The organism is Treponema peruense (genome assembly GCF_016117655.1).
GTDB classification, from domain to species: domain Bacteria; phylum Spirochaetota; class Spirochaetia; order Treponematales; family Treponemataceae; genus Treponema_D; species Treponema_D peruense.
The window spans coordinates 1381113-1406613 of sequence record NZ_CP064936.1; the positions used below are offsets into that span (position 1 = coordinate 1381113).

At 39.6% G+C, this 25501-nt stretch carries 29 protein-coding genes and 1 tRNA gene; 11 read left to right on the top strand and 19 right to left on the bottom strand.

The window, feature by feature from the left end; all coding sequences use genetic code 11:
- Positions 1-71: 71 nt before the first annotated feature.
- The 3 genes from IWA51_RS06345 to IWA51_RS06355 form a co-directional block, all read right to left on the bottom strand.
- Positions 72-1157: an MraY family glycosyltransferase gene (locus IWA51_RS06345; RefSeq protein ID WP_177528663.1), complete on the bottom strand. Its 1086-nt coding sequence runs from the start codon at positions 1155-1157 to the stop codon at positions 72-74.
- Positions 1158-1162: 5 nt separating this feature from the next.
- The gene (locus IWA51_RS06350; protein ID WP_198441821.1) at positions 1163-2281 is read right to left on the bottom strand and encodes a mannose-1-phosphate guanylyltransferase; all 1119 of its coding nucleotides are present in this window, start codon (positions 2279-2281) and stop codon (positions 1163-1165) included.
- 121 nt (positions 2282-2402) lie between these two features.
- A complete protein-coding gene (locus IWA51_RS06355; protein ID WP_198441822.1) occupies positions 2403-3155 on the bottom strand; it encodes a DUF6675 family protein in 753 nt (250 codons plus the stop codon).
- Between the two features lie 425 nt (positions 3156-3580).
- Here IWA51_RS06355 and IWA51_RS06360 point away from each other — a divergent pair, with 425 nt between their 5' ends.
- Positions 3581-4780 (top strand): pyridoxal phosphate-dependent aminotransferase, encoded by a 1200-nt coding sequence (locus IWA51_RS06360; protein ID WP_198441823.1) that lies wholly within the window; start codon positions 3581-3583, stop codon positions 4778-4780.
- A 46-nt stretch (positions 4781-4826) separates the two neighbouring features.
- Positions 4827-6302 carry a glycogen synthase GlgA gene (glgA, locus tag IWA51_RS06365; RefSeq protein WP_198441824.1) on the top strand — a complete coding sequence of 492 codons (1476 nt, stop codon included), beginning with the start codon at positions 4827-4829 and terminating at the stop codon, positions 6300-6302.
- A gap of 80 nt (positions 6303-6382) precedes the next feature.
- On the opposite strand, the gene IWA51_RS06370 is transcribed toward glgA, so the two are convergent.
- From IWA51_RS06370 to IWA51_RS06410, 9 genes are all read right to left on the bottom strand, one after another.
- The gene (locus IWA51_RS06370) at positions 6383-8356 is read right to left on the bottom strand and encodes a hypothetical protein (protein WP_198441825.1); all 1974 of its coding nucleotides are present in this window, start codon (positions 8354-8356) and stop codon (positions 6383-6385) included.
- Positions 8353-9471 carry a M50 family metallopeptidase gene (locus tag IWA51_RS06375; protein WP_198441826.1) on the bottom strand — a complete coding sequence of 373 codons (1119 nt, stop codon included), beginning with the start codon at positions 9469-9471 and terminating at the stop codon, positions 8353-8355. Before IWA51_RS06375 ends, IWA51_RS06370 begins: the two co-directional genes overlap by 4 nt.
- Entirely contained in the window at positions 9471-10580 is a 1110-nt protein-coding gene (gene dxr / locus IWA51_RS06380; RefSeq protein ID WP_198441827.1) for a 1-deoxy-D-xylulose-5-phosphate reductoisomerase, read from the bottom strand. Before dxr ends, IWA51_RS06375 begins: the two co-directional genes overlap by 1 nt.
- On the bottom strand, positions 10580-11458 hold the full coding sequence (locus IWA51_RS06385) for a phosphatidate cytidylyltransferase (RefSeq protein ID WP_177527985.1): 879 nt from the start codon (positions 11456-11458) through the stop codon (positions 10580-10582). Before IWA51_RS06385 ends, dxr begins: the two co-directional genes overlap by 1 nt.
- On the bottom strand, positions 11455-12174 hold the full coding sequence (gene uppS, locus IWA51_RS06390) for a polyprenyl diphosphate synthase (protein WP_268969347.1): 720 nt from the start codon (positions 12172-12174) through the stop codon (positions 11455-11457). The genes IWA51_RS06385 and uppS overlap by 4 nt, the downstream gene beginning before the upstream one ends.
- A gap of 4 nt (positions 12175-12178) precedes the next feature.
- Positions 12179-12721, bottom strand: coding sequence for a ribosome recycling factor (gene frr / locus IWA51_RS06395; protein WP_177527986.1), 543 nt, complete (start codon positions 12719-12721; stop codon positions 12179-12181).
- 108 nt (positions 12722-12829) lie between these two features.
- Complete coding sequence (gene tsf / locus IWA51_RS06400) at positions 12830-13663, bottom strand: translation elongation factor Ts (protein ID WP_177527987.1); 834 nt, start codon at positions 13661-13663, stop codon at positions 12830-12832.
- A gap of 70 nt (positions 13664-13733) precedes the next feature.
- The gene (rpsB, locus tag IWA51_RS06405; RefSeq protein ID WP_177527988.1) at positions 13734-14606 is read right to left on the bottom strand and encodes a 30S ribosomal protein S2; all 873 of its coding nucleotides are present in this window, start codon (positions 14604-14606) and stop codon (positions 13734-13736) included.
- A 141-nt stretch (positions 14607-14747) separates the two neighbouring features.
- The gene (locus IWA51_RS06410; RefSeq protein ID WP_177527989.1) at positions 14748-15335 is read right to left on the bottom strand and encodes a Maf family protein; all 588 of its coding nucleotides are present in this window, start codon (positions 15333-15335) and stop codon (positions 14748-14750) included.
- Positions 15336-15436: 101 nt separating this feature from the next.
- On the opposite strand from IWA51_RS06410, the gene IWA51_RS06415 reads away from it, so the two are divergent.
- Positions 15437-15510: transfer RNA gene (locus IWA51_RS06415), tRNA-Arg, on the top strand.
- A 67-nt stretch (positions 15511-15577) separates the two neighbouring features.
- Here IWA51_RS06415 and IWA51_RS06420 read toward each other — a convergent pair.
- Positions 15578-16303, bottom strand: a complete 726-nt coding sequence (locus IWA51_RS06420) for a HEAT repeat domain-containing protein (RefSeq protein ID WP_177527990.1) — start codon at positions 16301-16303, stop codon at positions 15578-15580.
- A gap of 80 nt (positions 16304-16383) precedes the next feature.
- On the bottom strand, positions 16384-16977 hold the full coding sequence (locus IWA51_RS06425; RefSeq protein ID WP_230402619.1) for a hypothetical protein: 594 nt from the start codon (positions 16975-16977) through the stop codon (positions 16384-16386).
- Between the two features lie 78 nt (positions 16978-17055).
- Here IWA51_RS06425 and coaD point away from each other — a divergent pair, with 78 nt between their 5' ends.
- The 5 genes from coaD (at position 17056) to thrC (ending at position 20476) form a co-directional block, all read left to right on the top strand.
- Positions 17056-17544 (top strand): pantetheine-phosphate adenylyltransferase, encoded by a 489-nt coding sequence (coaD, locus tag IWA51_RS06430; RefSeq protein WP_177527992.1) that lies wholly within the window; start codon positions 17056-17058, stop codon positions 17542-17544.
- Between the two features lie 171 nt (positions 17545-17715).
- Positions 17716-17904 (top strand): 50S ribosomal protein L32, encoded by a 189-nt coding sequence (gene rpmF, locus IWA51_RS06435; RefSeq protein WP_177527993.1) that lies wholly within the window; start codon positions 17716-17718, stop codon positions 17902-17904.
- Positions 17905-17921: 17 nt separating this feature from the next.
- Entirely contained in the window at positions 17922-18158 is a 237-nt protein-coding gene (gene acpP / locus IWA51_RS06440; protein ID WP_177527994.1) for an acyl carrier protein, read from the top strand.
- Between the two features lie 77 nt (positions 18159-18235).
- Complete coding sequence (rnc, locus tag IWA51_RS06445) at positions 18236-18982, top strand: ribonuclease III (protein WP_198441828.1); 747 nt, start codon at positions 18236-18238, stop codon at positions 18980-18982.
- Between the two features lie 78 nt (positions 18983-19060).
- Positions 19061-20476 carry a threonine synthase gene (gene thrC / locus IWA51_RS06450; RefSeq protein ID WP_198441829.1) on the top strand — a complete coding sequence of 472 codons (1416 nt, stop codon included), beginning with the start codon at positions 19061-19063 and terminating at the stop codon, positions 20474-20476.
- A 61-nt stretch (positions 20477-20537) separates the two neighbouring features.
- Here the strand turns inward: thrC and IWA51_RS06455 are convergent, their stop codons facing one another.
- The gene (locus IWA51_RS06455) at positions 20538-21500 is read right to left on the bottom strand and encodes a site-specific integrase (RefSeq protein ID WP_177527997.1); all 963 of its coding nucleotides are present in this window, start codon (positions 21498-21500) and stop codon (positions 20538-20540) included.
- A gap of 219 nt (positions 21501-21719) precedes the next feature.
- Here IWA51_RS06455 and IWA51_RS06460 point away from each other — a divergent pair, with 219 nt between their 5' ends.
- Positions 21720-21842, top strand: a complete 123-nt coding sequence (locus IWA51_RS06460; RefSeq protein ID WP_230402620.1) for an FAD-dependent oxidoreductase — start codon at positions 21720-21722, stop codon at positions 21840-21842.
- Here the strand turns inward: IWA51_RS06460 and IWA51_RS06465 are convergent.
- Together IWA51_RS06465 and IWA51_RS06470 are read right to left on the bottom strand one after the other, a co-directional pair.
- Complete coding sequence (locus tag IWA51_RS06465) at positions 21818-22837, bottom strand: TIGR04133 family radical SAM/SPASM protein (RefSeq protein WP_230402621.1); 1020 nt, start codon at positions 22835-22837, stop codon at positions 21818-21820. The genes IWA51_RS06460 and IWA51_RS06465 overlap by 25 nt on opposite strands.
- A gap of 70 nt (positions 22838-22907) precedes the next feature.
- Positions 22908-23288, bottom strand: coding sequence for a hypothetical protein (locus IWA51_RS06470; RefSeq protein WP_177528000.1), 381 nt, complete (start codon positions 23286-23288; stop codon positions 22908-22910).
- 155 nt (positions 23289-23443) lie between these two features.
- Between IWA51_RS06470 and IWA51_RS06475 the strand changes: the two genes are divergently transcribed.
- Positions 23444-23803 (top strand): arsenate reductase family protein, encoded by a 360-nt coding sequence (locus IWA51_RS06475; protein WP_198441831.1) that lies wholly within the window; start codon positions 23444-23446, stop codon positions 23801-23803.
- Between the two features lie 23 nt (positions 23804-23826).
- A complete protein-coding gene (locus IWA51_RS06480) occupies positions 23827-24057 on the top strand; it encodes a hypothetical protein (protein WP_198441832.1) in 231 nt (76 codons plus the stop codon).
- A 226-nt stretch (positions 24058-24283) separates the two neighbouring features.
- Here IWA51_RS06480 and IWA51_RS06485 read toward each other — a convergent pair whose 3' ends face one another.
- Positions 24284-24505 (bottom strand): hypothetical protein, encoded by a 222-nt coding sequence (locus IWA51_RS06485; protein WP_177528002.1) that lies wholly within the window; start codon positions 24503-24505, stop codon positions 24284-24286.
- Positions 24506-24684: 179 nt separating this feature from the next.
- Entirely contained in the window at positions 24685-25485 is an 801-nt protein-coding gene (locus IWA51_RS06490; protein ID WP_198441833.1) for a hypothetical protein, read from the bottom strand.
- Between the last annotated feature and the right edge of the window lie 16 nt (positions 25486-25501).

Below are 25501 nucleotides of genomic sequence, written 5' to 3' on the forward strand. Positions count from 1 at the left end.
TATAGATTTTTACAGCCCAATAGTCAACGCAAGTATAGGCACAATAACAAACATGCACCGGCTTATGTCTGTTATTTTTCTTCCAAAACTTTCTGCTTTTGAATAACTGCCCTGTTTGCATAGTGAATTGCGCAGAAAAATACATTTACTCCTGCAAATGTACAGATAAGCAGAACAAGTGCTGCTGTTCCTTTTAGAGCCATTGCAATTCCGCACATTATGCATATTACAGACTGAAGTCCAAGCAGAATAAGCAGAATTTGTCCTACGCTGCAACCCATATTCATAAGCTTGTGGTGAAGGTGGGAACGATCCGGACTCATTATTCCTCTGTGATCACGGATTCTTCTCCAGATAGCAGCAATGCAGTCAATAAGCGGAATTGAAACCAGGTTTATGACGATAAAAAACTTGTTTGTTTCGAAAGTAGCCGTTGTCTGGTAAAGGGGAAGGGCGGCTATCATAAACCCAAGAAACTGACTTCCGCCGTCTCCCATAAAAATCTTTGCCTTTGGTTTGTTGTAAAGAAGAAAACCGCAGATTGCAGCAATCAGAATAAAACAGGCCGCAGCGGTATCTGTTACTGACCTTGAATAAATAATCCCGAGTGCAAGAAGGGTTATGGCGGAAAGTCCACCGCACAGACCATCTACTCCGTCAATAAGATTGTATGCGTTGATTATGCCTATTATCCAGCAGAATGTAATCAGGTAACCCAGGGGAGCTGGGATTGTCCAGATATAAAACTGCTTGAACCTGAATCCACCGATCAGAACTATAAGAGCTGCTATTATTTGAATAAAAAGTTTGACTATTGCCCTTAGATCAAGAAAGTCATCAATAATTCCAAAGACAAAAATTACAAATCCCGCAATAACAAACGGAATCATTGTTTTACTGGAATCCCTTACAATAAGAACATATACAGCCATCATTATTGTAAAAGCAGGAACAAAACCCATGCTTCCAAGTCGCGGTATGTTTCCTTTGTGAACTTTTCTTGCATTTACGCTGTCATACCAGCCGTGTTTTTTGCAAAGTTTTATTATAATAGGAATAAAAACTGAAGAAAGTACAAAAGATGCAAGACAGCAAATCCAGATAAGGGGATTTTTTACTATAAAATCTGACAGCATAAGAAAAAAATCTTTAAGCATTTGCATTAGATTTTCTCCTTAATCTGTTTGACAACTTCCCTCATCATTCCGCTGGAACCTTTTTTCATTACAAGTGCGTTTCCGTTCTTTATTACAACAACAAGATCGTCAACTCCGCACAGAGCTACAGGTATATCGGAATATATAAAGTTATTTTTACTTGCGATCTGAACCGTTTTTCCTACATTTTCAGAGAACAGCCGTTCAAAGGCGTCCCAGCTGCCTACATCATCCCAGTTGAATGTGGCGCGTACGGCAACAGCGCGTTCTGTACGTTCTGCAATGGCATTGTCTACAGCAATTGCTTTTACTGTAGCATAAGCTTCTTCCATTGGCTTCCATTCGCTTACATATTTTACCGAGTTAAGTGTTTTCTCAGGAGGAAGAACCGCTTTGTCAAAGGATTTGAAACTGTCTGCTATTTTGGGCTCGAACCTGTTTATTTCTTCTTCAAAGAAACTGGCCGTAAATCCGAACATTCCGCTGTTCCACCAGTAATTGCCAGAAGCAAGATAGGATTTTGCAGTTTCAAGATCAGGTTTTTCCTTGAACATATCAATTTTGAATACACCGTCCTGATTTTCCAAAGGTGCACCGGATTTGATGTAACCGTATCCTGTTGAAGGTTCTGTAGGAGCAATTGCAAAGCAGACAAAGTTACCGTCAAGTGAAACTTTTGCGGCTTTTTCACAGTCAGAAACAAATCTGTCTGCAGGGCTTATTACATGGTCGCTTGCAAGTACCAGAATATTGTTTTTTTGTGTTTTGGAGGTTAGTTTGAGAAACTTGCAGGCAAGAAGAAGCGGTGCACAGGTATGGCGTGCACATGGTTCCGCAAGTATATACAAATCTTCTGAAATTTTATCTGCATCTTTCTGGTTAAGTGTAAGCTTAAGAGAATGAACCTGTTCCGCTACAGAAGCAAGGAGGTCTTTTCTTGTAATTATAAGTATTTTTCCTGCAGGTTTGACTGCAATTGCACGCAATATTGAAGTCTGCATAAAGGAAAGGCCACCCTCAAGCGAGATAAACTGCTTTGGATAATCGGGTCTTGAAGCAGGCCAGAGTCTTTCTCCGAATCCGCCGGCAAGAATAACAACGTCAGTAAAATTTGTAGAATCCATACGGGTAAAATACCCCCCCCCTCTAGACAAAATACAAGTGTTTATGACTTAAACACACATATTTATATTATAGTTTAAGAATAAATATTTGTCAAATGAAAAAAAATATTTTGTTATTTTCTTATTCAGTCTGAATTTTGTCAAAGAAATAGAGGCAGAATGTTTTGATTCTGTTCATAAACGAAACTTCTATTCTCTCACGCAGAAAAAATATGCTCGGAGCCTTTACTGCACCTATTCCGTATAAAACCCACCTGTCGCCGTCTTTGAATACACAGATCAAAGACTTCATCTTGCGCGGTGAAACACAGTCAAATTTGTCATAATATCTGAGTTTTGAAAGATTTGTTGACTCATAGTAAAGGGATTCCGGGTTATTTTTAAGAATAATTTCAGTTTCAATAAGATCAAAGGGTTCCATTACAAGGTCTGCCCTGATTTTCTGGCCGCCTTCAATTTTTTGTGCAGAAAGAATTTTTGCTTCGGAATACAGATCATACCATTTTTCGGCACGTTCCGAATAATAAGGAATTCCAGCATAGGAAGGAACATCTACAAGCAGGGATTCAAGCTGCTGCGGAAAATCTTCATTGCCTTCAACAGGGTAAAATTTAATGATTTCGGCAATATAAGCGGGCTTAAGTTCCCTGGCGGTTTCAAGTACGCTGTCCAGAACAGGGTTTCCGCCTTCTGCACAAAGTTTTTTTATTGAAGAAAGGTTTTTTATAACTGTTCCGCCGTTTTCAAGGTTTTTAACATCTTCGGCCGTCAGGTTTTCGTTAAAGACAGAACCAGCACAGGCTGGGGAAATGGCAAATGCAACTGTACAAAAAAATATTGAAATCATCCTAAAAAATTTGTGGTTTATGTTCATATTTTACTCCAGAGTTTCCGCATTGTAGCGGATTTTTTTACAAGTTACAACATTCTCATTTGTGTAAACCATTAAACAGTGATATAATTACAAAAAATATTTCCTAGAGGAGTATGTATAAAAAAACCGTCGGAATAGCGCCGGCTTTTTTAACTTAAAGTTTGCGTTGCAAACTTTTCAATTTAACTGCGTTTTTCACGTTGTTGCAAAACGCAATAAAAACCTTTTCGACTGTTGAAACAGTCTTCAAATGTTTTTATGAGGAGTATGTATAAAAAATCCGTCGGAATGGCGCCGGCTTTTTTAACTTAAAGTTTGCGTTGCAAACTTTTCAATTTAACTGCGTTTTTCACGTTGTTGCAAAACGCAATAAAAACCTTTTCGACTGTTGAAACAGTCTTCAAATGTTTTTATGAGGAGTATGTATGGCGATTTCAACATATATTAAGGAAACAATGACCAGCAGGGCTTCGGGCGTTATTCGAAAGATGTTCGAAGAAGGAATTCAGCTTAAGGCAAAGTACGGTGCAGAAAATGTATTTGACTTCAGCCTCGGAAACCCCGATCTTGACCCGCCTGAAAGCGTATTCAAAGCCGCTGAAGAACTGGCAGAAGTTCGGGAAAGCAATTTTCACGGTTATATGCCCAATGCAGGTTATCCGTTTGCAAGAAAAGCCATGGCAGAAAAGACTTCGGCAGAACAGGGCGTTCCCGTTGATGCAGACTGCGTTGTTATGAGTGTAGGGGCTGCCGGTGCACTTAACAGCCTTTTAAAAGCCATTCTTAATGAAGGAGATGAAGTTGTTGTTCCGGCTCCTTTTTTTACAGAATACAGACATTATGTAAAAAACTTTGGCGGCAAACTCATCGAAGTTCCTGCGGCAAAAGATTTTTCAATCGATGTAAATGCCATTGCTGCTTCCCTTACAGACAAAACAGCCGCAGTTATCATAAACAGCCCCAATAATCCTACTGGCCGGGTTTATCCAGAAGAAAATATTCGTGACCTTGTCTCTGTTCTAAATGCACATGCAGCTTCGGGCAAAAGAAAGCCTTATCTTATATGTGATGAACCTTACCGGGCAATAATTTATGACAATAAAAAAGTGCCTGCGATTTTTCCGCTTTATGACAGTGCAGTTGTTGTAACTTCTTTTGCAAAGAATTTAAGTCTTCCTGGTGAAAGAATAGGCTATATCTGCGTAAACCCAGTGTGCCCGGACAAAGATGATGTAGTTGCAGCCTGTACGTTTACAACACGCATTCTTGGTTACGTTAATGCACCTGCGTTTTTTCAGCGCGTTGTAAGCAAATGCTGGAATGCCTATGTTGACTATTCACTTTATGAAAAGCGGCGCAACGAACTTATGGAAGTTTTGGACGCAGCCGGAATAGAACATCTGGTTCCAGAAGGTGCATTCTATATGTGGTGCAAAGTACCAGACAATTTTGACGGTGACGATATGGAATTCTGCGATTATTTGAAAAAATATCTTATTCTCGCAGCTCCAGGCAGCGGTTTTGGAGGAAAGGGCTGGTTCAGGCTGGCATATTGTGTTGCTGAAAGCTGTATTTTGAATTCACGTTCCGCATTTAAAAAAGCGGTAGAGGATTTAAAGAAATAAATCCAAGTCATTCATATCAGAAGGCAATTTGTCTTCGGGAGGAAGTATGAAAATTCTAATGGTTTCTGCAGAGGCTGTACCTTTTGCAAAGACTGGCGGGCTAGCAGACATGGTCAGTGCTCTGGCCATTCAACTTTCAAAGATGGGACATGACGTAAAGATTGTAATGCCGCGCTATTATAAAATAGACCGTGCCAAACTTCAGAAACTTGAAGGACCAATGGCAATTTCGGCAGGCATCCAGGAAACATGGTCTGCCGTTTATACTACAGCAATGCCCGGTTGCGAATCTCTCAAAGTTTATTTTATTGACCATGAAGCCTGTTTCGGAAGGGACGGTGTTTATGGTGTTGCCGGTGAAACCGATTTCCATGATAATCCGTACAGATTTGCCGTTCTATGCCACGGAGCGTTCCAGCTGTGCAGAAAACTCGGCTGGTTTCCTGATATAATACATGCCCACGACTGGTCTGCCTGTCTTGCGCCTGTTCTTCTGAAACATGTCTGCCGTTACTGCGGTTTTGAAAAAACAGCCAGTGTACTTACAATCCACAACCTGGGCTATCAGGGACAGTATTCCAAAGATTCATTCCCGGCGCTTGGAATTGACTGGGGACTTTTCTACGGTGCAAGCTTTGAACACAACGGAGGAATCAATTTTCTTCAGGCAGGAATTTCTTCTTCAGACATGATAACTACTGTTTCTCCGACTTATGCGCGTGAAATCCAAACTCCCGAAGGAGGATTTGGAATGGACGGTCTTTTAAGAGAACGTTCTGCAGTGGTTCGTGGCATTCTTAACGGAGCCGACTTAACGCAGTGGAATCCTGCTACTGATAAAAAAATTCCCTTCCGCTATTCTGCAAAGGATATGTCCGGTAAAGCAAAATGCAAGGCCGAACTTCAGAAAAAAATGGGGCTTCCTGTAAGGGAAGATGTTCCGGTCATTGGAATTGTAACCCGGCTTGCCGAACAGAAGGGTATAGCAGAAATTTTTGCTCCCGGCTATGGTTCAATGTACGATATGTGTACAAAGATGGACGTACAGTTTGCAGTTTTGGGAAGCGGTGAAAGCTGGTGTGAAAATGAGATAAATGTTCTTCAGTCCAAGCTCCCCAACATGCGTGCTTATATCGGGTACGATGACGCTTTAAGTCATCTTATTGAAGCAGGAAGTGACTTTTTCCTTATGCCTTCAAAATATGAACCGTGCGGATTAAATCAGATTTATTCAATGCTTTACGGAACTCTTCCTATTGTAAGAAGAACCGGCGGTCTTGCTGATACAGTCGCAAACTACAATGAAAACAATGCAGACGGAACAGGTTTTGTTTTTGACAACCTTACACCGCGTGCAGTCTTTGACACTGTAGGCTGGGCGGTTTGGGCGTACTACAACAAAAAGCAGGATATACGCAAAATGCAGCTTCGTGGTATGGATACAACGTTCAGCTGGGATTCTGCGGCAAACGGATATCTGGAAGTATACAAAGAAGCTCTTTCACGCGGTTGCGGAATATAAAAAAACAACCACCCGTCTTGCGGGTGGTTGTTTTTTTATATCTATCTTCAGTATAGACTGGAAAGAGACTTAGAGTTTTTTTAGAATTCAAACCAATCGCCGTCAACAGTAAGATACCAGTCTTTAAGGATGGTCTGTGAATTCGGTGCGTACCAGGAAATGCTTCCGTTGTGGTTAAGGACAGCAACTCTTTGTGAAGTACATTCAGCCTTAACCGGCATGGAAGCAGAGCGCCTGAGTGTCATATTCTGCCTTGTATTGATGTTGCAGACATAAACCTGGTTGCGCCCGATGTTTGTATAAAGATAAGGTGCATAAAGCGAAGTAAATGCAGAAGTGTCTTCATCTGAAAGTCTGAGCATTGCCTTATAGAGTTTTGAAGAAGGACTGTAAGAAAAAACTTCTGTAGACGGGCGGCCGTTAAGTGTCTTGATTGCAATTCCGTATACAGGGGAATTAGGTCTTTCATAGTCATAGCTTAAAGAAAATGCTACGTTGCCGGTAAATTTAAGCGGAACAGTTTCCTTTGTCTGAATATTTACAGAAATAAGCGGGGAATCATTGCTACCGGTACTTGTCTTTGCAACATAAAGTGTGTTGTCATCAATAAGAGCCGCATCCTGAATGGATGTTCCTGAATAAACTTCAGCGTTTGTGCGGGAATCAATGTCAAAAATTCCGACAGAAGATGTTCCGAGAATATAAACTATTTTATTTCCAAATACCCTGAGTGTTCTTATTTCATTTTGCGGGGTAAGAAGCGTTTCTGAAGGAGCCGTACTGTCAGAAAGATTTGCAAGCTGCACAGTTTTTTTTGTGTTTTTTGACCAGAGAATTGCATAGTCATTGTATTTAATCAGATTTGTATAACCTGAATTTCTGGAAAGCCTTTCAATAGTTTTTGAATATGACGTTCTGAAAATAGAGTCACGTGTAAGAATATAAAAATCGGTTCCGTCGGTGTCCAAATCATATATTTTTTCATACATTTTTTCTGTAATAGGAAAAAGTGAATATGTTTCGGATTCGGGAATATCTGTCATTGTATAAATGTTTCCGGACTGAGTTCCAAGAATTACCGAACCTGAATTTTTTGTTCCGCAGGTAAAAGTATCACGGCTTTTTAGTCCCGTAAAATACTTTACAAGAAGAGCCGCCGGCGGGTTAAATATCTGTGAAGAACCCGCGCCAATCTGTCCTACAAGCGTTTGGGCATTTACCATCATCAGCGAATAGTTGCGTCCGTTGTTTGTGGTAAAATAAAGTCCCTGATCATCTTCGCCGTCCATGGGTGAAGAAAAAATAATTGGATCTTTGGCCGAATACTGGGCAATTGTTTTTCCGTTGGTTGCATCAATTATATAAATGGCATTATCTCTGACGCCGGCAAAAAATCTGTTCTGGAGTTTTCCTGAACCAAACAGAACCGGCTGCTGAAGTTTGCTTTCAGTAGAAAACTTTCTGATAAATCGCATTCTTGTCAAATCGTAATAAATCAAAGAACCTGTAGGCGAGTACATGACGGCTGTTTTTTCAGAAGGACCTGTCTTTGCCATAGTTACAACACCGGTAATGTCATTTGCCCTTTTTGAAATTGAACCTGTACGTGCATTGATTATATATGTTCCGTTTACAGAAGCTGTTCCGACAATAAGGTATGTACCTTTTTCTGAAAATGAAATCGATGTAACAGAGTCGGTAAAACGTTTTGTGTAGCGTCTTGCAAACGTTTTTGAATTCAAAACACTCACACGGTGAACTGAAATTCCGTCAGTGTCATATACTGCAATATCACCTGTTGCAGGATTGCGAACAACCATCTGAAGCTGCATGTCAGTAATCTGGTAGTGTTCGCCCATTCCGTCGTCGGCCCATTTAATAATAAAGCCGTCATTTCCTATTGAATAAAATGACTTGTCCTGTGACGTTTCGCTTTCAAAGGGAAAAAGCATATTTACTTTTCCTTCATGCGACTGCGTTGAAGTGTATGGTTGTGCAACTATATTTGCAAAAAAAGCACAAAATAAAACCAGGGCAGACAGAATTTTTTTCACTTGGAGCCTCCTGTAAAGTAGAAAATGTCGCCTGCCAGAGCAAAAACTACAAGAGAGCCTACAATGACAAGACCGACAAACTGTATATAATATAAGAACTTGGGATGCAGTTTTTTTCCTGAAACCCATTCAATAAAGGCAAAAAGAATGAGTCCGCCGTCAAGAACCGGAACAGGGAGAAGATTCGTTAGAAAAAGGGAAATGCTTATAAGAGATAAAAGTTCAAATGTGCTGGCAAGTCCTTCCCGAAATCCTGCGGAAAAGCCTTCTTTTATTCCGTCACCAAGAATTGTTGTAATTCTGACAGGACCTGACACGGCATTTGTTACATCGACGCCTTTGAAAAGTGTTGAAACCGACTTTACTGTCAGAATAAGAATATCTGCGGTTCTTGAAAAACCTTCTGCAAACGCCTTGAAAATATTTCTTGGCGGATATTCCCGTTTGACTACAGAATCGGGGTCCGAAACAATTCCTATTTTACCGCCGCCTGAAGTTTTATCAAGTTCAGATTTTACGTCAAAAAACAATGTAGTGCCGTTGCGGTTTACTTCTATCCTAAGCACTTTGTCCGGACTGGAACCGACAATTTCATAAATCTGTGAAAAGTCTTCAGTTTTCTTTCCGTCTATAGAAATAATTTCGTCACCGGACTGCATGCCGGCAATATGTGCAGGCGAAACAGTTCCTTCAAAAACTTCATCTGCCATGCTCACTTTTGTTCCTGCACTGTAATAGGAATACCCCACGCAGGCAACAACGGTAAGTGCAAGAAAAGAAAACAGTACATTTGCAAAAGGGCCGGCAAATGCAATTGCAAGCCGCTTAAGAGGATGAACACCGTAAAAAGAGTCCGGAGCTCCGTTTATGCAGGAAGACTTGGATTCGATTGCATCCTGAAAATCTTTTTCACCCTTCATGGAACAGTATCCGCCAAGTGGAATAAGTGAAATCCTGTAGTCGGTGCCGCCATTTTCTTTATGAAAAAGAACCGGTCCCATTCCTATAGAAAAAGCTTCTACAGTAACACCGCAAATTCTTGCAGCAATATAGTGCCCCAGTTCATGAAAGAAAACAAGAAAACCAAGTCCTAGAATTCCCCATAAAACAGACATCAAAAGCCTCCGTTAACCGAAAGCAGAATTCCGCGTGCCGTTTTCCGGGCCAGTTTGTCGGCTTCAAAAACATCATTTACAGAAAGCGGAACAGCCGACCAGTCTTTCTGTAGCGTAAGTTCCGTAATTTGTGCAAGCTGCCTGAACGAACATTTTTTTTCTATAAAAGCCTGAACAGCAATTTCGTTTGAGGCATTGAATGCTATAGGGTAGGAATTGCCTTTTTTTGCACATTCATAGGCATATTTCAAAAGCGGAAAAGATTCTGTCCGTGGCTTAAAGAAAGACATTTCGTTTCCAGCCAGATCAAACGGCTCAAGATAATTTTGTGCATATTCAGGCCAGACCAAAGCGCCAAAAATAGGATGCCTCATATCCGGATTTGAAATCTGCGCATAAAGTACGCCGTCTTTTGTTCTTACAAGTGAATGAATAAGGCTCTGCGGGTGAACCACAACCTTTACATTCTCTGCGTCAAATCCAAAAAGTCTGCAAGCTTCAATTACTTCAAGGCCTTTGTTTGCAAGTGAAGCACTGTCAATTGTAATTTTGGGGCCCATGTTCCAAGTAGGGTGCTTTAACGCCTGCTCAACGGTAACATTTGCCAGCTGTTCATCTGTAAAATTCCTGAATGGACCACCGCTTGCAGTTATTACAAGTTCCGAAATATTTTCAGAACCAATTTTTTGCGTAAGATTGAATACAGCTGAATGTTCACTGTCAACCGGAATTATAGAAGCGCGTGATTTTCTTGCAATACCAAGAATTACAGGCCATGCCATTACAACAGTCTCTTTGTTTGCAAGGGCAAGATCTATTCCAGCTTCAAGAACCATAACAGACGGTTCCAAACCTGCAGCACCGGCTATTCCGTTAACAGCAATATCAGCATTTGAAGATTCAATAAGGTTTTTAAGACCTTCTGTTCCGTCAGAAGAAAAAACAGTCCCCTTACAGCCGAATTCCGAACACAGTTTTTCTACTGCCCTTGCATTATGACCTGCTGCAACGCCGCAAAGTTCAAAGCGTTCAGGCATATTCCTTATAATATCAATAGTCTGCGAACCGATAGAACCTGTGCAACCTAAAACAAGAACTCTTTTTTTCATTAAATACCGTACAAAATAGAAATCATCAGATAGAAAACAGGGGCAGACATAAGAATAGAATCTATCGAATCCAAAACACCGCCTCTACCCGGAATAACATGTCCCGAATCCTTTACGCCCGCAGAACGTTTGAAAATAGATTCCGTAAGGTCACCTACAATAGAAGAGAATGCAATACATATTCCCATAAAAATTATTTTTAAAATTGAACCATGAAAAATATTCGGCCAGAGAATATATCCCAGAACACCGGCCGCAATTGAACCTGCAAAGCCGCCTATAAATCCCATAACACTTTTATTTGGACTAGCCTTTACGACCCCGCGGTTGTTTTTTCCAAGAAGCACACCGAATAGCCATGCCAGACTGTCGCACATAAAAACCATAAGCAGAAAAACAGAAACCAGTGGTGTAGTAATATTATTACCGCCAATTTCAATAACAGTCATTCTTGAAATAAATGTAATAATATAACCTGAATAAAGTACAATAAAAACAGAAGACGCTATTCGGGTATTTGAAGTTTCAAATGTTTTTGCCGTAATCACTTCTGAAAAAAGCAGAAGAAGAAAGTCAACTATAAGCGCGTATGTAATAATTTCCTGTCCAACAGGGAAAGACTTTCCCGTAACAGCAGGAAGAACAGCATAAATCATTCCGATAACCGGAATAAAAACAGAGCATCCGACAATCAGTTTTTTTGACAAAAGCGGATGATTTATCTTATAAATATCATAAAGTTCTGTTGCAGCAATAAAAGTAATCGCACAAATCAAAACATGAAGTGCAAGATGATTAAAATAGGGAAGGCAAACAATTAGAATAACAAGAGGAATGCCGACAAAAAAAACAAATAACCGAGATAATATTTTATTCATACCGGTACGGCTCCAAATCTTCTGCTACGTTTTTGAAATTCTTCTATATTGATAATAAACTCTTTTTCAAAATAATCAGGCCATAATGTATCTGTAAAAACCAGTTCAGCATAGGCCGCATGCCACATTAGAAAATTACTAAGACGCTTTTCTCCGCCAGTACGGATAAGCAAGTCAGCATCAGGAAGTTCCGGAATATCCATTTTTTCAGAAATGAAAGCATCATTAATTGCATCTGACTTACAGCCTGAATCAACAATTTTTTTTACAGCCCTGACAATTTCATCCCTTCCACCATAATTAATTGCAAGCGAAAGAGTCAAACCATTAAAAACTCTGGTGTCGTTTTGGGCAGCAGTAATATCAGTCTGAATATCAGAAGGAAGTCCAGTAATATCACCAAGAAGACGTACTCTGATATTATTTTCTTTATAGAACTTAAGTTCCTGCCTTAGATGAGTGTGAATCAGGCCCATTAAAAACCCGACTTCCTGCTGGGTACGCTTCCAGTTTTCAGTAGAAAAAACATAAAGCGTAAGGTACTTTATACCCATGTCAGCAGCAGCCTTCGCAATTTCTTTTGCACGCTTTAAGCCTTCAAGATGACCGTTTGTGCGAGGTAAATTACGATTTTTAGCCCAGCGCCCGTTTCCGTCCATAATAATTCCCACATGAACAGGTACGGCCGCTGAATTGTTTATTAATGAGCCGTCCACAGAATTATTCCATTATTTCTTTTTCTTTGGCTTCGTAGGCCTTATTTATTTCTTCTATATACTTGTCTGTAAGTTTCTGAAGTTTATCTGACTCAAGCTTAAGCTGGTCTTCTGTAATTTCGCCGGCTTTCTGCTGCTTCTTCAGATCTTCGTTTCCGTCTCTTCTTACATTGCGGATTGTTGTACGATAATTTTCAGCAGTAGCTTTTGCCTGTTTTACAAGATCCTTTCTGCGTTCAGCTGTAAGTGGCGGAATAGCGATGCGGATTACTTTTCCGTCATTACTTGGATTGAGTCCAAGTTCGGCTTTCTGGATTGCCTTTTCAATAGCGCCAATAAGAGATTTGTCAAAAGGAGAAACAACAATCATGCGCGCTTCAGGAATAGAAATTGTTCCAACCTGGTTTAGAGGTGTAGGGGTTCCGTAATAATCAACACGAACCTTGTCAAAAATAGAGGCGCTTGCTCTTCCTGTACGAATTGAATTGTATTCTTCCTTTAATGCGTTAACCGTTTTTTCCATGCGGCTTTCGTTATCGCCTGCCATATTTTCCCCCTGTGGAATTTAAAATAAGGAACAGGATGTTAAAAAACTTTTGTACCACAAAATATGCGCTTCAAAAAACTTTTTAACAAACCTGTTCCTAAAATGGAATTATTTTCCCAAAAGCAAAAGATCTATTTCACCGAATTCAAGCTTGGCTCCGACATCTTTACCGACTTCTGCGAGCTTTTCTGTAACTGACTTTTTGTCATCCTTTACGAACATCTGGTCTACAAAACAGATTTCTGCAAGATGCTTGTTGATCTTACCCTGAAGAATTCCGTCCTTAACATTCTGTGGCTTTGATGCCATCTTCGGATCCTGATCCATCTGAGCCTTAAAGATATCCTTCTGCTCATCGATGTAAGACTGAGGAACATCTTCCTGCTTAATGTAAGAAGGTGTGAATGCTGCAAGGTGCATACAACAGTCGCGTGCAAATTCCTTAACCTTGTCGTCTGTAGAACCCTTAACGATTGTAACTGCTGCTGTCTTAAAGTCTGTATGAATGTAGATTCCGGCAACTGAGTTTTCAGGAACATCGATTACCTTAATCTTTGCAAGAGACATGTTTTCGCGTGTACGTGTTGCAAAGTCAAGAAGTGTATCAGAAAGTTCCTTCTCGATTGTTGTGTATCCCTTTTCGAAAATTTCATCAAGAATCTTTTCACCACAGGCAATGAATTCCTGATTTTTGGCAACAAAGTCTGTTTCGCAAACAAGTTCAACAACTGCAACTTTATTTCCGTTCTGGCGGATAAAGATGCGTCCTTCACTGGTTGCACGCTCTGCACGCTTGGCAACTGCTGCAAGTCCCTTTTCCTTGAGAAGTTTTGCAGCTGCGTCAAAGTCACCGTTTGTGTCAACAAGTGCCTTTTTGCAATCCATCATGCCAGCGCCGGTCTGTTCGCGCAGGTCTTTTACCATAGCTGCTGTAATAGCCATATTTTACTCCAAAAAGAATTAAAAATTCCGGCCAGAAAAAACTTTGACAGGCCGGATAGGGGAGACAAATTTATTTGTTATAAACTTTGTCTTCGTCGATAAGATCTTGCTCGTCTTTCTTGTCTGCTTCAGCATCCTCTTCTTTTGTTTCAGTAGGAGTGTAGTTTGAATAATCGACGATTTCTTCATCTTCTTTCTTTGTAGAAGCATCTGTTGTAATGTCTTCTTCGTCACCGAGAGTCTCAATAATCTTGAGTCCCTGTTCGTTGTCTGCTTCAATAACTGCATTTGCAATGATAGAAGTAAAGAGACTGATTGCACGGATAGCATCATCGTTACCAGGAATAGGATAATCAATTCCTTCTGGGTTGCAGTTTGTATCTACAATAGCAATAATAGGAATACCCATGCGGTGAGCTTCTGCTACAGCGATCTGCTCTTTGTGTGTGTCAATAATGAAGATTGCTCCTGGGAGTTCCTTCATATCTTTCATTCCGCCGTAATTCTTTGTAAGCTTTTCTTTTTCCTTAAGAAGACCGGCAACTTCTTTCTTTGTAAGATTGTCGAATGTACCGTCAATCTCCATTTTTTCGATTTTCTTAAGTCTGAGAAGTGATTTCTTTATAGTAGAGAAGTTTGTGAGAGTACCGCCAAGCCAGCGGTTATTTACGTAGAACATTCCGCAGCGCTCTGCTTCCTTCTGGATAGCCTGCTGTGCCTGTTTCTTTGTTCCTACGAAAAGAACTGATTTTCCTGATGCTGCGACCTTGCGAATCTGATCATAACTGTCTTTAATAGCAGTGATGGTCTTCTGAAGATCAATAATATGGATTCCGTTGCGTTCTGCGAAGATATACTTCTTCATGCGGGGATCCCAACGCTTTACCTGATGTCCGAAATGTACGCCGGACTCAAGCAGACTTTTCATGGTTACAACTGCCATGAGTAACTCCTTCACCGGAAAAACAATTAAGTTTTTCCACCTAGCCTTTTTTCTCGTGACCGACCCCTTAAAGCCGGTCCGGAAGATTTCGTAACAGATTACTGCAACTAACGGTCCGCAATCTGCCCGACAGAACTTCATTTATAAAAATGGGTAGCCCTGTTCCTTGAGAATATCATAAAGCTCATAAATAGGCAACCCCATGACAGAACTTTCAGTTCCTTCAATCTTCTCAATAAAGCACGAAGCCAGACCCTGTATCCTGTATCCACCGGCGGCACCGTGCCATTCCGCTGTTCTTACGTACCAGTCTATTTCCTTTTCTGACATTGGGGCAAATGTAACCTTATTTATACTTGTTCTGGTACTTATGTCATGAATTTTTCCATTAAAAAGGGCAATTCCTGAAATAACTTTGTGGGTTGAACCCTGAAGATCTGTTATAAACTTTTTGGCTTCATTCTGGTCAGAAGGCTTGCCGTAAATTCTGCCTCTGTAAAGAATGAGTGTATCTGCCCCAAGAATCCATCCGGGATTCTGTTCCTGCTGAAGACGGTGTGCAACTGCGTCAATTTTTCTTGATGCAAGATATTCTGCCGCATTTTCTTTTTTGATGTCTTCAGGAATTGTTTCGTCAATTTCTGCCGGGTTTACAATAAACGGAATATTAAGGCTGCGAAGAATTTCCTGCCGTCTTGGTGATGATGATGCTAATATAATTGGATCCATAATGTTGACAATTTTGATGTTAAACTATATTCTTTTTTTCATTAAAGGGAAGTTCTGGAAACAGAAGTTTTCAGAGATTACCAAAAGAAAAAACTTAAACTGAGAGATTGGCTCAATTGGATAGAGCATCGGCCTCCGGAGCCGAAGGTTGTGGGTTCGAGTCCCGTATCTCTCAAAAAAAACAGAGCGGCGCAGGTTAAGCAAGTACTTGCGCCGCTTTTTTTGATTACTGTAATTGTATATTATTTTGCAGCAGCAGTAGAGTTTGACTTTGAACCGCCACCCTGCATATCACGCAACAGCTGCAGAGCCTTTGTTCTGACAGGTGTTACATAATGATAATTTGTTCCTATTTCACTTATTGACTGAATCATTGCACTCTTGTCCTGAACTGTAGGAGCAAGTTTTTCATATGCATTGAGAACTTCAAGGGCAAGTGAACTGGTAGGGTTGAGTGCAGCATACTTTTTGTGAACAAACTGAATCATACTTACAACTTCGTCATTGTCATTGATACCGATGTTTCCGAGTGCACGGATTGCTGATGTAACAACCATAGGTTCTTTGTCGTCAAGGGCAATGGTAACAAGAGTATTCTTTGACTCTTCTGACGGAAGTTCACCAAGAAGGTCACAGGCTTTTGCACGGATATCGGGGTAATTGTTCATTACACGGCCGTTTGTACGTGACTGTTTTGTTATTCCTTCACCTGCAAGTCCGTTAAGGGCTGTAATCATATCGGGAGAAGAACGTCCGTTTTCAATTGCGTTTTCAAGATACTGAAGCGCCACAAGTTTGTTGTCATATTCATCGGAGGCAGAAAGCTCCTTTATAATAACATCTTCAACACTGCTCAGATACTCATCTTCAACGGTTGTTTCGGAACGCTGCTCTGAAGTCTGCGCAAATAAAATTCCTGTAAACAACGCGCAGAATGCGGCTCCCGTTATAAGCTTTCTAAAATTCATTATTTTATTCCTCCTGATGGAATCTTCATTATATTCTAATATAAAGTATACAAAAAATCAATCTGTTATAAAAACAGGAATCAGTTGTCAATCGGTGGCAGTGAAAGTTTCCATTTTCCGTCAATCTTGTGAAAATTATAATAAACAACATCAGTTTCATCAGAAACCTGGACTGCCTTTACAAGACTTTCCGTTTCGTAACGGATTTCGTCAACTGTATGTCCTGCCCTTGATGGAACAAAGACAAACTTAAAGTAATCCTGAAGGGAGTTCAGCTTGAGACCTTTTACAGGAAGACGAGATGCTGCTTTCTGAAGGTTGGCGCGTCTTGACCAGTAAGCGGCACTTTCTTCATCCAGGTAGGTAACCCATGCCCCGTAATCCATTTCCTTCATTATTACATCAAGATCTGCAATTATATCGAGAATTTTCTTTTTGTCATCTGTAAAAACTTCTTTACTTACGCTGACATTGGAAGTAGAGCGGGTGTATTCATCATCTTCCGAAACAGAACCGATAACTTCTTCATCTATTATGACATCTATAGAAGATTCTTCTTCTGTTTTCTGTACGGGAGCCGGCTGAGGTTCAACTTTCGCAGATTCACATCCTGTAAGACCTGCAGCTGCCGCGACAAAAAGTCCTGCAATTTTAATTAATTTATTTGTTTTCATGAAAATTATTTTAATACGATTATCAACTTTGGTCAATTTTTTATTGTTTAAATTGCTGAATTCTGATAAACTTTTCCCATGACAACTGCTGTTTTTCCCGGATCTTTTGATCCTCCAACATACGGTCACCTTAATATTATAGAAAGAGCAAGCCGGCTTTTTGACAAAATTGACGTTCTTATTTCTGTAAATCCCGACAAAAAATGCCTTTTTACCGAAAAGGAACGTTTTAACATGATTTCTGAACTTACAAAAAACTACAAAAATGTTACAGTTCACTGCTGGAACAAACTTGTCGTAGACTACTGCAAGCAGACGGGTGCAAAAGTTCTCCTGCGCGGAATAAGAAATTCAATGGATTTTTCATATGAATTTGATCTTTCCCTGCTGAATAAATCCCTGGACAGTGACGTGGAAACACTTTTTGTTCCGACTGAACAGAAATTCTTTTTGATACGTTCCAGCAGTATAAAAGAAGTTGCAAGATATAACGGTGACGTAAGTGCCATGGTTCCACCAGTTGTTGCCGAAGAATTAAGAAAAAAGTATTGTCAAAAGGCTGATTAACCAGGAAAACAGCTTAAAATCAATTATTTTGACAAATTCTGTGATTTTGTCAGATTTTTTTATTGACATTTAGCACAAAATGGCTATATAATTCTTGACATGAAATAGGAATCTGTAGTAATATAAGCAACGTTATACAGACGACTAAAAATTATAGCGAGGTTATATATTATGGCAGTACCTAGATCGAAAACTTCAAAGGCCGTAACAAAAAGAAGACGCGGTGTTAATATGCATCTCGACACACCACACCTTGTTGCTTGCAGCAATTGTGGAAACCTTGTTCTTCAGCATCATGTTTGCCAGAAGTGCGGTTTCTATCGTGGACGTCAGGTGATTACACCGGAAGTTAACGGCTAATAATTCAGGAGAATAAAATGGACGAACTTTTTGAGAAAATTCAGAAGCTTATTGCAGAGAAACTTGATCTTGACCCAGCTAAGGTAACAATGGAATCTTCATTCCGCGGAGACCTCGGAGCTGACAGTCTTGATACATACGAGCTTGTTTATGCCATCGAAGAGGAAATGGGAGTCCAGATTCCGGATGACAAGGCTAACGAGTTTGAAACTGTAAAGGATGCTTACGACTTTATCCGCTCACAGCAGCAGTAATTTTCGTAGTTTCTTTAAGGGAGGCACTGTATTAAAAGTACAGTGCTTTTTTTTATTTAAATAATTGGGCAAAAAGAATGAATTTAAGAGACATATTTTACGAATCAAAAAAACTGGACGGCAAAAGACGCCGTATGCTTGAGGAATTCTGCAGAAATCTTAACCTTAAATTCAAAAGTCTTAACCTGCTTGACCTGGCTTTTCACCACAGATCCTTTTCCAACGAAAACAGCGAATACAAATGCTACAATAACGAACGGCTTGAGTTTCTTGGAGACAGTGTTCTGGGGCTTGCAACTGCTGCGTTTTTATATGAAGACATGATGGACAACCCTGAAGGGGACCTTGCAAAAATCAAGGCAAATGTTGTAAGCGAAAAAACTCTTGCCCCGATTGGTCTTGAAAAAATGCATATTGACCGTTACCTGATTATGGGACGGGGAGAGGAACTTTCGGGCGGAAGGACAAAAAAGGCAATTCTTGCAGATGCAGTTGAAGCGGTTATAGGTGCGCTATATCTTGATTCGGGATATGAAGCGGCAGAAAAATTTGTACTTGAATTCATTGTTCCTGAAATCCGCAAAGTGCAGAATGACCGTGGAACAAAGGATTACAAAACAATTCTTCAGGAATTTTACCAGAAAAAAATGCGTTCCTGTCCATTGTACAAGCTGGAGCGTACTTCAGGCCCTGATCACGACAGAACATTTTATATTTCTGTAAGGCTTGGAGATGTTGTTTACGGTCCTGCTGCAGGAAAAAACAAAAAGTCCGCAGAACAGGCAGCGGCAGAACAGGCATGTATGGCACTGGGACTGGAGTGATTTTTGCAGATTCCAATATAAGTTGCAATTAATGAATAAAAATAGTATAATTATTGAAATTTATTTTAGGATTTGCAAATGATTTACACCGATACCCGTGATAAAAAAGTAGCCGTTGATTTTAGAACGGCAGTGATGAACGGAATGAACTCCGAAACCGGGGGACTTTATATTCCGGTTGAATTTCCAAAGCTTGATTCAGCATTCTTAAATAGAACACCTGAGCCTTCGTTCAGGGAAATTGCCTTTGAAATGGCAAAACCGTATGTAAAAGGTGAAATTCCGGATTCAGATTTGGAATCAATTATCCAAGATGCATATCCTTTTTCTGCACAGATTGTTCCGATTGATCCTGTTACATATGTTCTTGAACTGTTTCACGGACCTACATGTGCATTCAAGGATTTTGGTGCCAGATTCATGGCCCGCGTAATGTCTTATTTTAACAGGGGTGAAGACACAAACCTGCATATTCTTGTTGCTACAAGCGGCGATACAGGATCGGCTGTTGGAAGTGCTTTTCATAATGTTCCAGGAATTGATGTAACCATTCTTTACCCCGACGGAAAAATTTCTCCTCTCCAGGAAAAGCAGCTTTCTACATTTGACGGAAACGTGCGTGCTCTTAAGGTAAAGGGGACTTTTGACGACTGCCAGAAACTTGTCAAAACAGCATTTACCGATACCGAACTCAGAAGCAAATTCAGGCTTTCATCTGCCAATTCAATCAACATTTCACGACTTTTGCCTCAGAGTTTTTACTATATGTATTCTTCTCTGGTTGTAAAGAACAGAATTCCGCATGACAGCAAAATTGACAACGCATCTATAATTGCTGTTGTTCCGAGCGGAAACTTCGGAAATCTTACAAGCGGTCTTATTGCTGCAGAAATGGGTGCTCCTATAGACGGTTTTGTTGCGGCTACAAATTCAAACCACACTGTTCCTGACTGGATTTCTACAGGTGAATACAAGGCACGTCCTTCTGTTGCAACACTGAGCAACGCTATGGATGTAGGTGCACCGAGTAACTATGAACGAATCAGTTCTCTTTATACACTTGAGCAGGTAAGGGCTAAATTTGCTTCTTACTGGACTGACGATGCAGGTACACTTGAAGCCATCAGAGCCTGTCACGACAAAACCGGTTATATTATTGACCCGCACGGTGCTGTTGCATGGAAGGCATGGAATGACATTCGTAGCGGTGATATGGAAAAACTTATGGAAGGCAAGCTGGATACTGACCCTGCAAAACCTGGTCTCAGCAACAATGTTCCGGAATGGGCACAGAGCGTTGCTGATAAAAAAGCAGTCGGAATTGTTCTTGAGACGGCACATCCTGCGAAATTCGGTGCAACTGTAGTAAATGCGATTGGCCGCGAACCGGGAATTCCTGACAGACTTGCAAGGGTTATGTCTCTTCCTGACCATGCAATTCCTATGGGAAAAGATTACGAAAGCTTCAAGTCATGGCTTTGTGAAAATCTGTAGTTTGGAATCAAGTTGACAAAAGCGGCTGTCCGGTAAGAAGACAGCCGTTTTTTTTATAGAATTAAAGAATAACATCTATGCTTTTCAAATAGGTTTCGGTAACTGTTATATTTGCGTGGTTAAGAAGTTTTGATACCCTGTAAATATCATGATCCTTTGCATATTCTGTTGCGGCAAAGTAGTGGCGGAAGTCATGTGCCGAGTAGGGTGCATTTATTTCGCCTGCAAGATACATTTTTTCTACTTCATATTTTATCTTTGACTTAAGGCTTACGGTATCAAGATCTGCAAATGGTGCAGTAAGAGGCAGTTTCTGCGCTTTAATCATTTGGATTATCTGAGGCGAAAAAGTTCCTTTGTATTCTTTTCCTTTGCTGACAGTCTTGAAATTGCATTCACGTATTGAAATACCCTGAAAAGCACCGATTCTGAGTCCGCGGTGTGCAATAATGTAGACAATCAGAGAAAGTTTCTTGTCTTTCAAATGGGAAATTATGTATTCAACTTCTTTTTCGGTAGGGTAAGCGCTTGGCCTGACAGGTGTTTTTTTTGGTCTGGCACGTGTTCCGCGGAACGGGTTTGAAATTCCCTTGTGGCGCCGCTCAAGAAATGTAAAAAAACTTGATACAGCCGCAACATCACGTCTTATTGATGCAGGAGCACGGTTTTTCTGTGAATAGATGAAATCGTCGGCTTCGGCAGGTGTAAATTCCAAAAGCGACTTATCCAGGGTTGCTGCATATTCTTCTGCAAAATTTATTGACCTGCAGTATGCGTCGCGTGTGTCATCACTTTTGAATGTATCCAGAAACAAATCTTTTTCGCCGTCGTATTCAAGTTTGGAAAGTTTGATTTTGCGGTTGAATGCTTCCTGCCGTTCAGCTTCTGTGTATTTTTGGAAACGCTCCAGAAATTCCTGTGCAGATATATTAGTTAAATCTGTCGCCTTGTCTGACTGGGATTGAATAAATTCCCTGAGAGAATCCTGTGTCTGTGCAAGGGAATGCAATGCTTTTTCTTCCATAAATTGTATTATCGGCAGAAACGGCAGGTTATATTACATATCTTCCACATAATCGTTCTGTTTCAAAACGTAACAATTTTTTTCGTATAAATCCGTAATTTTAATAATAGCAGCAAAATAAAAAGAACAATAAGCCTTATATATGTTATGATAAACATATCAACTTAAAGACGGATGTTATCAGAGATGAAAAAAAGTACAACTCAATAATTATTGTCTTTGGAAAAGTTGCCTGAAAAACTTGTGCTGATTGGAGCCGGCTATATCGGAATGGAATTTGCTTCACTTTACGCTGCTTTCGGTTCAAAAGTATTGGATTACGGAGTATTCAGAATTTTATAATTACAGACTGCAGGTTCAGAATGTGCATTTTCGTGAAGGTGAATTCCGTTTCCAAGGCAGTTGTTCCAGTTGCGGCATTTTTTACAGCGTCCGGTTTTTGCCCACGAATGATCTCTCATGTTACAGAATTTTTTGTTCCAGATATCCATAAAATTATCTTTGTAAATGTTGCCCTGGATAAAATCTTTTGCACGGACAGAAAGACAGGCGCTTATATCACCGTTGCACATTACCGAACCAATTGAAATTCCAGCCTGGCAGAAAAAGAAATAATCGCGTACTTTGAGTTCGTATTTTCCAAGATATCCTTCACAGGAATAATTTACATGGATTCTTTTATTCTGCTGGGTTTTAAATTTTCTCGTAGAAGAAATAAATTCTATCAGTTGCTTGTATTGTTCTGCAGAAAGAAAAAGTTCATTGTTTTTTGCACGCCCTTCAGGAAAAATAGAAAAAATCCTCCAGCGTTTTACATTTTCTGAAATCAAAAAATCACGCACTTCATTAAGTGAATTTATATTGCCCGGATGCACGCATGTTATTACATCAAAAATAAATGACGGAAATTTTTTTTGAAAAGTAACTGCTGTACGGATTGCATTGACGACTTTTTCAAAACTATGTTTGTTCCGGCGCAAGTAATTGTGTTCGGCTTCAAGCCCGTCCATATCAAAACTGATTGAAGACATTCCGGCTTTTACAAGAGAAACAAATCGCTCATTGGTAAGCAGCATTCCGTTTGTGACGATTCCCCAGTTGTAACCGCGTTTGATAATTTCCTGTCCTGCCTGTTCCAGATCATTTCTAAGTAAAGGTTCGCCGCCTGTAATGCAGATAAATAAATTTTTAATTCCACCGGCTTTAATTTCATCAAGAACTTTTACAAAATCTTTTAAAGGTGTGTCAGGAGTTTGGGAATTCTTTAAGCAGTCGCTTCCACAGTGAAGGCAATCCAAATTACAGCGCAAGGTACATTCCCAAAAGAGATAATTCAATTTGTGATTTTTAATCTGAATATTTCGCCATATTCTGAATACTGACTGACGGAAACTTTTCAGGAACATTTTAATTATCTTTTTCCATTTTGATCAAATCGCCGTCATAAACGGATCTTTTGATTTTTTTTGTTTTAAATTTTCCGCCGTTTTCTTCGCCGTCGGTATCTTCAATTAAAAGTGTTCCTTCTTCCATATTTTGCGATACAATAAAATAGAAGTCTCCGTTTTCATCTGTTAGGATAGTTTCTGAAGTATCTTCAAGTTTAACAGATAGTCCTTTTATTTCTTCACCCTCATCATAACTTGAGTTATTGTTTTCATCAAAAAAAATTCTTCCGCCAATTGCATTAATTGGAACACCGTAGCAGGCTACAAATGTTGAGGAAATTCCGAAAAAACCAAGTATGGTTGCGATGATTCTCAAAATACGTGCTTTTAAACTCTGCATAATAAAATTATATCATGGTGTTATCATGTTTGTCCAGTAAATGTTATGAGAGTTATATTTTCAGAATTCAGCAAAATCTCTTCCACATGATACGGTGTTGTAGTAAAATTGTAACAATAATAATTTCACAAATACAAAAAATTATGGGAGAAAATATGGCAGTACAAATATTCGGAACAAGCAAATCTTTTGAGACAAAAAAAGCGGAACGTTATTTTAGTGAACGGCGAATTGCGTTTCAGAAAATCGATCTTAAGGAAAAGGGACTTTCAAAAGGTGAACTCGAAAGCGTAATTTCTTCTATTGCAAAAAGGGCAGGGGACAGGCAGGCCGCGATTGATTCTCTTGCCGACAAAAAAAACAAAGACTACGCTTCATTTGCATATCTTGACGACAGTGAAAAAGAAGAAAAACTTTTGGACAATCCGCTGCTTTTGGTTCAGCCGATTGTCCGTAACGGAAAGACTGATGCAACTATCGGGTATCAGCCGGACATCTGGAAAAACTGGAATTAATTTTTTTAGCAAAGAGGATTTTTATGAAAAGCATTCTGATTAAAGACACCACAAAAGAAGAGCGCGCAAAAATTGTAGCCGACTCCCTTGGTGATGATTACGAACTGGGTTGCGGTTACGAGTCTGCGGGAATAAACTATGACTTGTATATAGAAGGAAAAAAGGAACTGCGCGAACTCAACAGTGAAGCCCGCTGCGGATTTGAAGTAGCATACCCCGAAGAAAGTTACAGTTCGAGCTGCATGAAGTTTTAGTTTTTTGGATTTATGATGTTGATTCAAAGCGGTCATTACGCAATCGCAGTGCTATATATGTTTTTGTCTTTTGCCGTATTGTCTTGTCTGGCAGGCTGTTTTGGCGGCTTTGAAATCGCAGGCAAGTTGTGGTAACCTGCACAAACTATTGTGGGTTGTACAGCCTGATTCATTTCCCTCAAAGACATTCAAGTAAACTGCCTTGGGATTTCCACATAAGACACTATTATGTGGAAAAATGACATGTATAAGTCTGCGGGCTGGTCCTGTTTGATGGGTTCTGCCACATTCCCATGCTTTTTACATAACGCACATTATTTGTATGATTTGTAAAATCAGTGTCGCTGGCAAAAATTTTCTGTGAATAAACACAATCATTTTCTTCAAACTCAGTTTTAAATTTTGCAAATTTATATTCGTGTATCTTTTTTTTCCCTGCTTGAATCATGTAATCATTATAGGAAATTTCAACGTAAATTAAAAGAGTACGGATTGGGAAACCTATGAAAATAAGTATAACAAAATTATATATCAAAATGTCAATACAGCCTGCTGTAATTACTATGTCAAGTAACTACAGCAGGCTGTCAGATTATGTTTTTAAGAAAAATACCGTTTCAAATATGTTTATTCTTCGTAAACTGAAATAGATGTTATTTCTTTTAGTAACGTACCAGGAGTATTGATTGCTTTTAATATTCCTTTTACCTCAAGTTTATCACCTTTGTTCATGTCAATATATTTATCATCATTTGAATATAATTTAATAAAAACAGATTTTCTAAAATTAGATTTATACGAGTTATATGATTTTTCACGCAATTCTTTTGTACTGTAGAACTCTCCAAACGACTCACTCATTAATTCCTTGTAGCCTTCCATCAGGTCTACAAAACCATCGCCAGGGAAATAACTAAAACCTGCTAAACACTCAATGAGGTATTTATATTCCGGAATATTACTTTCTTTTACAGCACAAACTTCAAAAGTGTTATCAAATTTTGCATCTGTTACCGTTTCTTTATATTTGTTGAACCATATTTCACTTTTATCTTTGTTTAATTTCCATACCAGTGAAGGAACACTGCAAAGCATCGGATAATTCATAGCAAGTTTTCCCAAAGCATCTGCATCAAAATAAGTGATATTTACGTCATCTGAAAAGAATGCAACCAGAGATTTTGAAAGCTCATCATCAGTCTTGTTTAATTCAGCAATCAAATCTTTTTCAACCTGTTCAGAAACAGAGTCTAAAATCTTTTTTTTATTTAAAATAGCAGCCTTTGTCCATTCATACGAAACACCTTTAACATTAGGTGTGCGCCGAATTTCTGATCCATCAGCATTTACCGATCTAAAATAAATTTCATTTTCGATATTCGTAACAAGCTTTTTTGCTCCGTTCTCTTCAGAACTTGTAATATTCAAGAAGCATTTATACTGT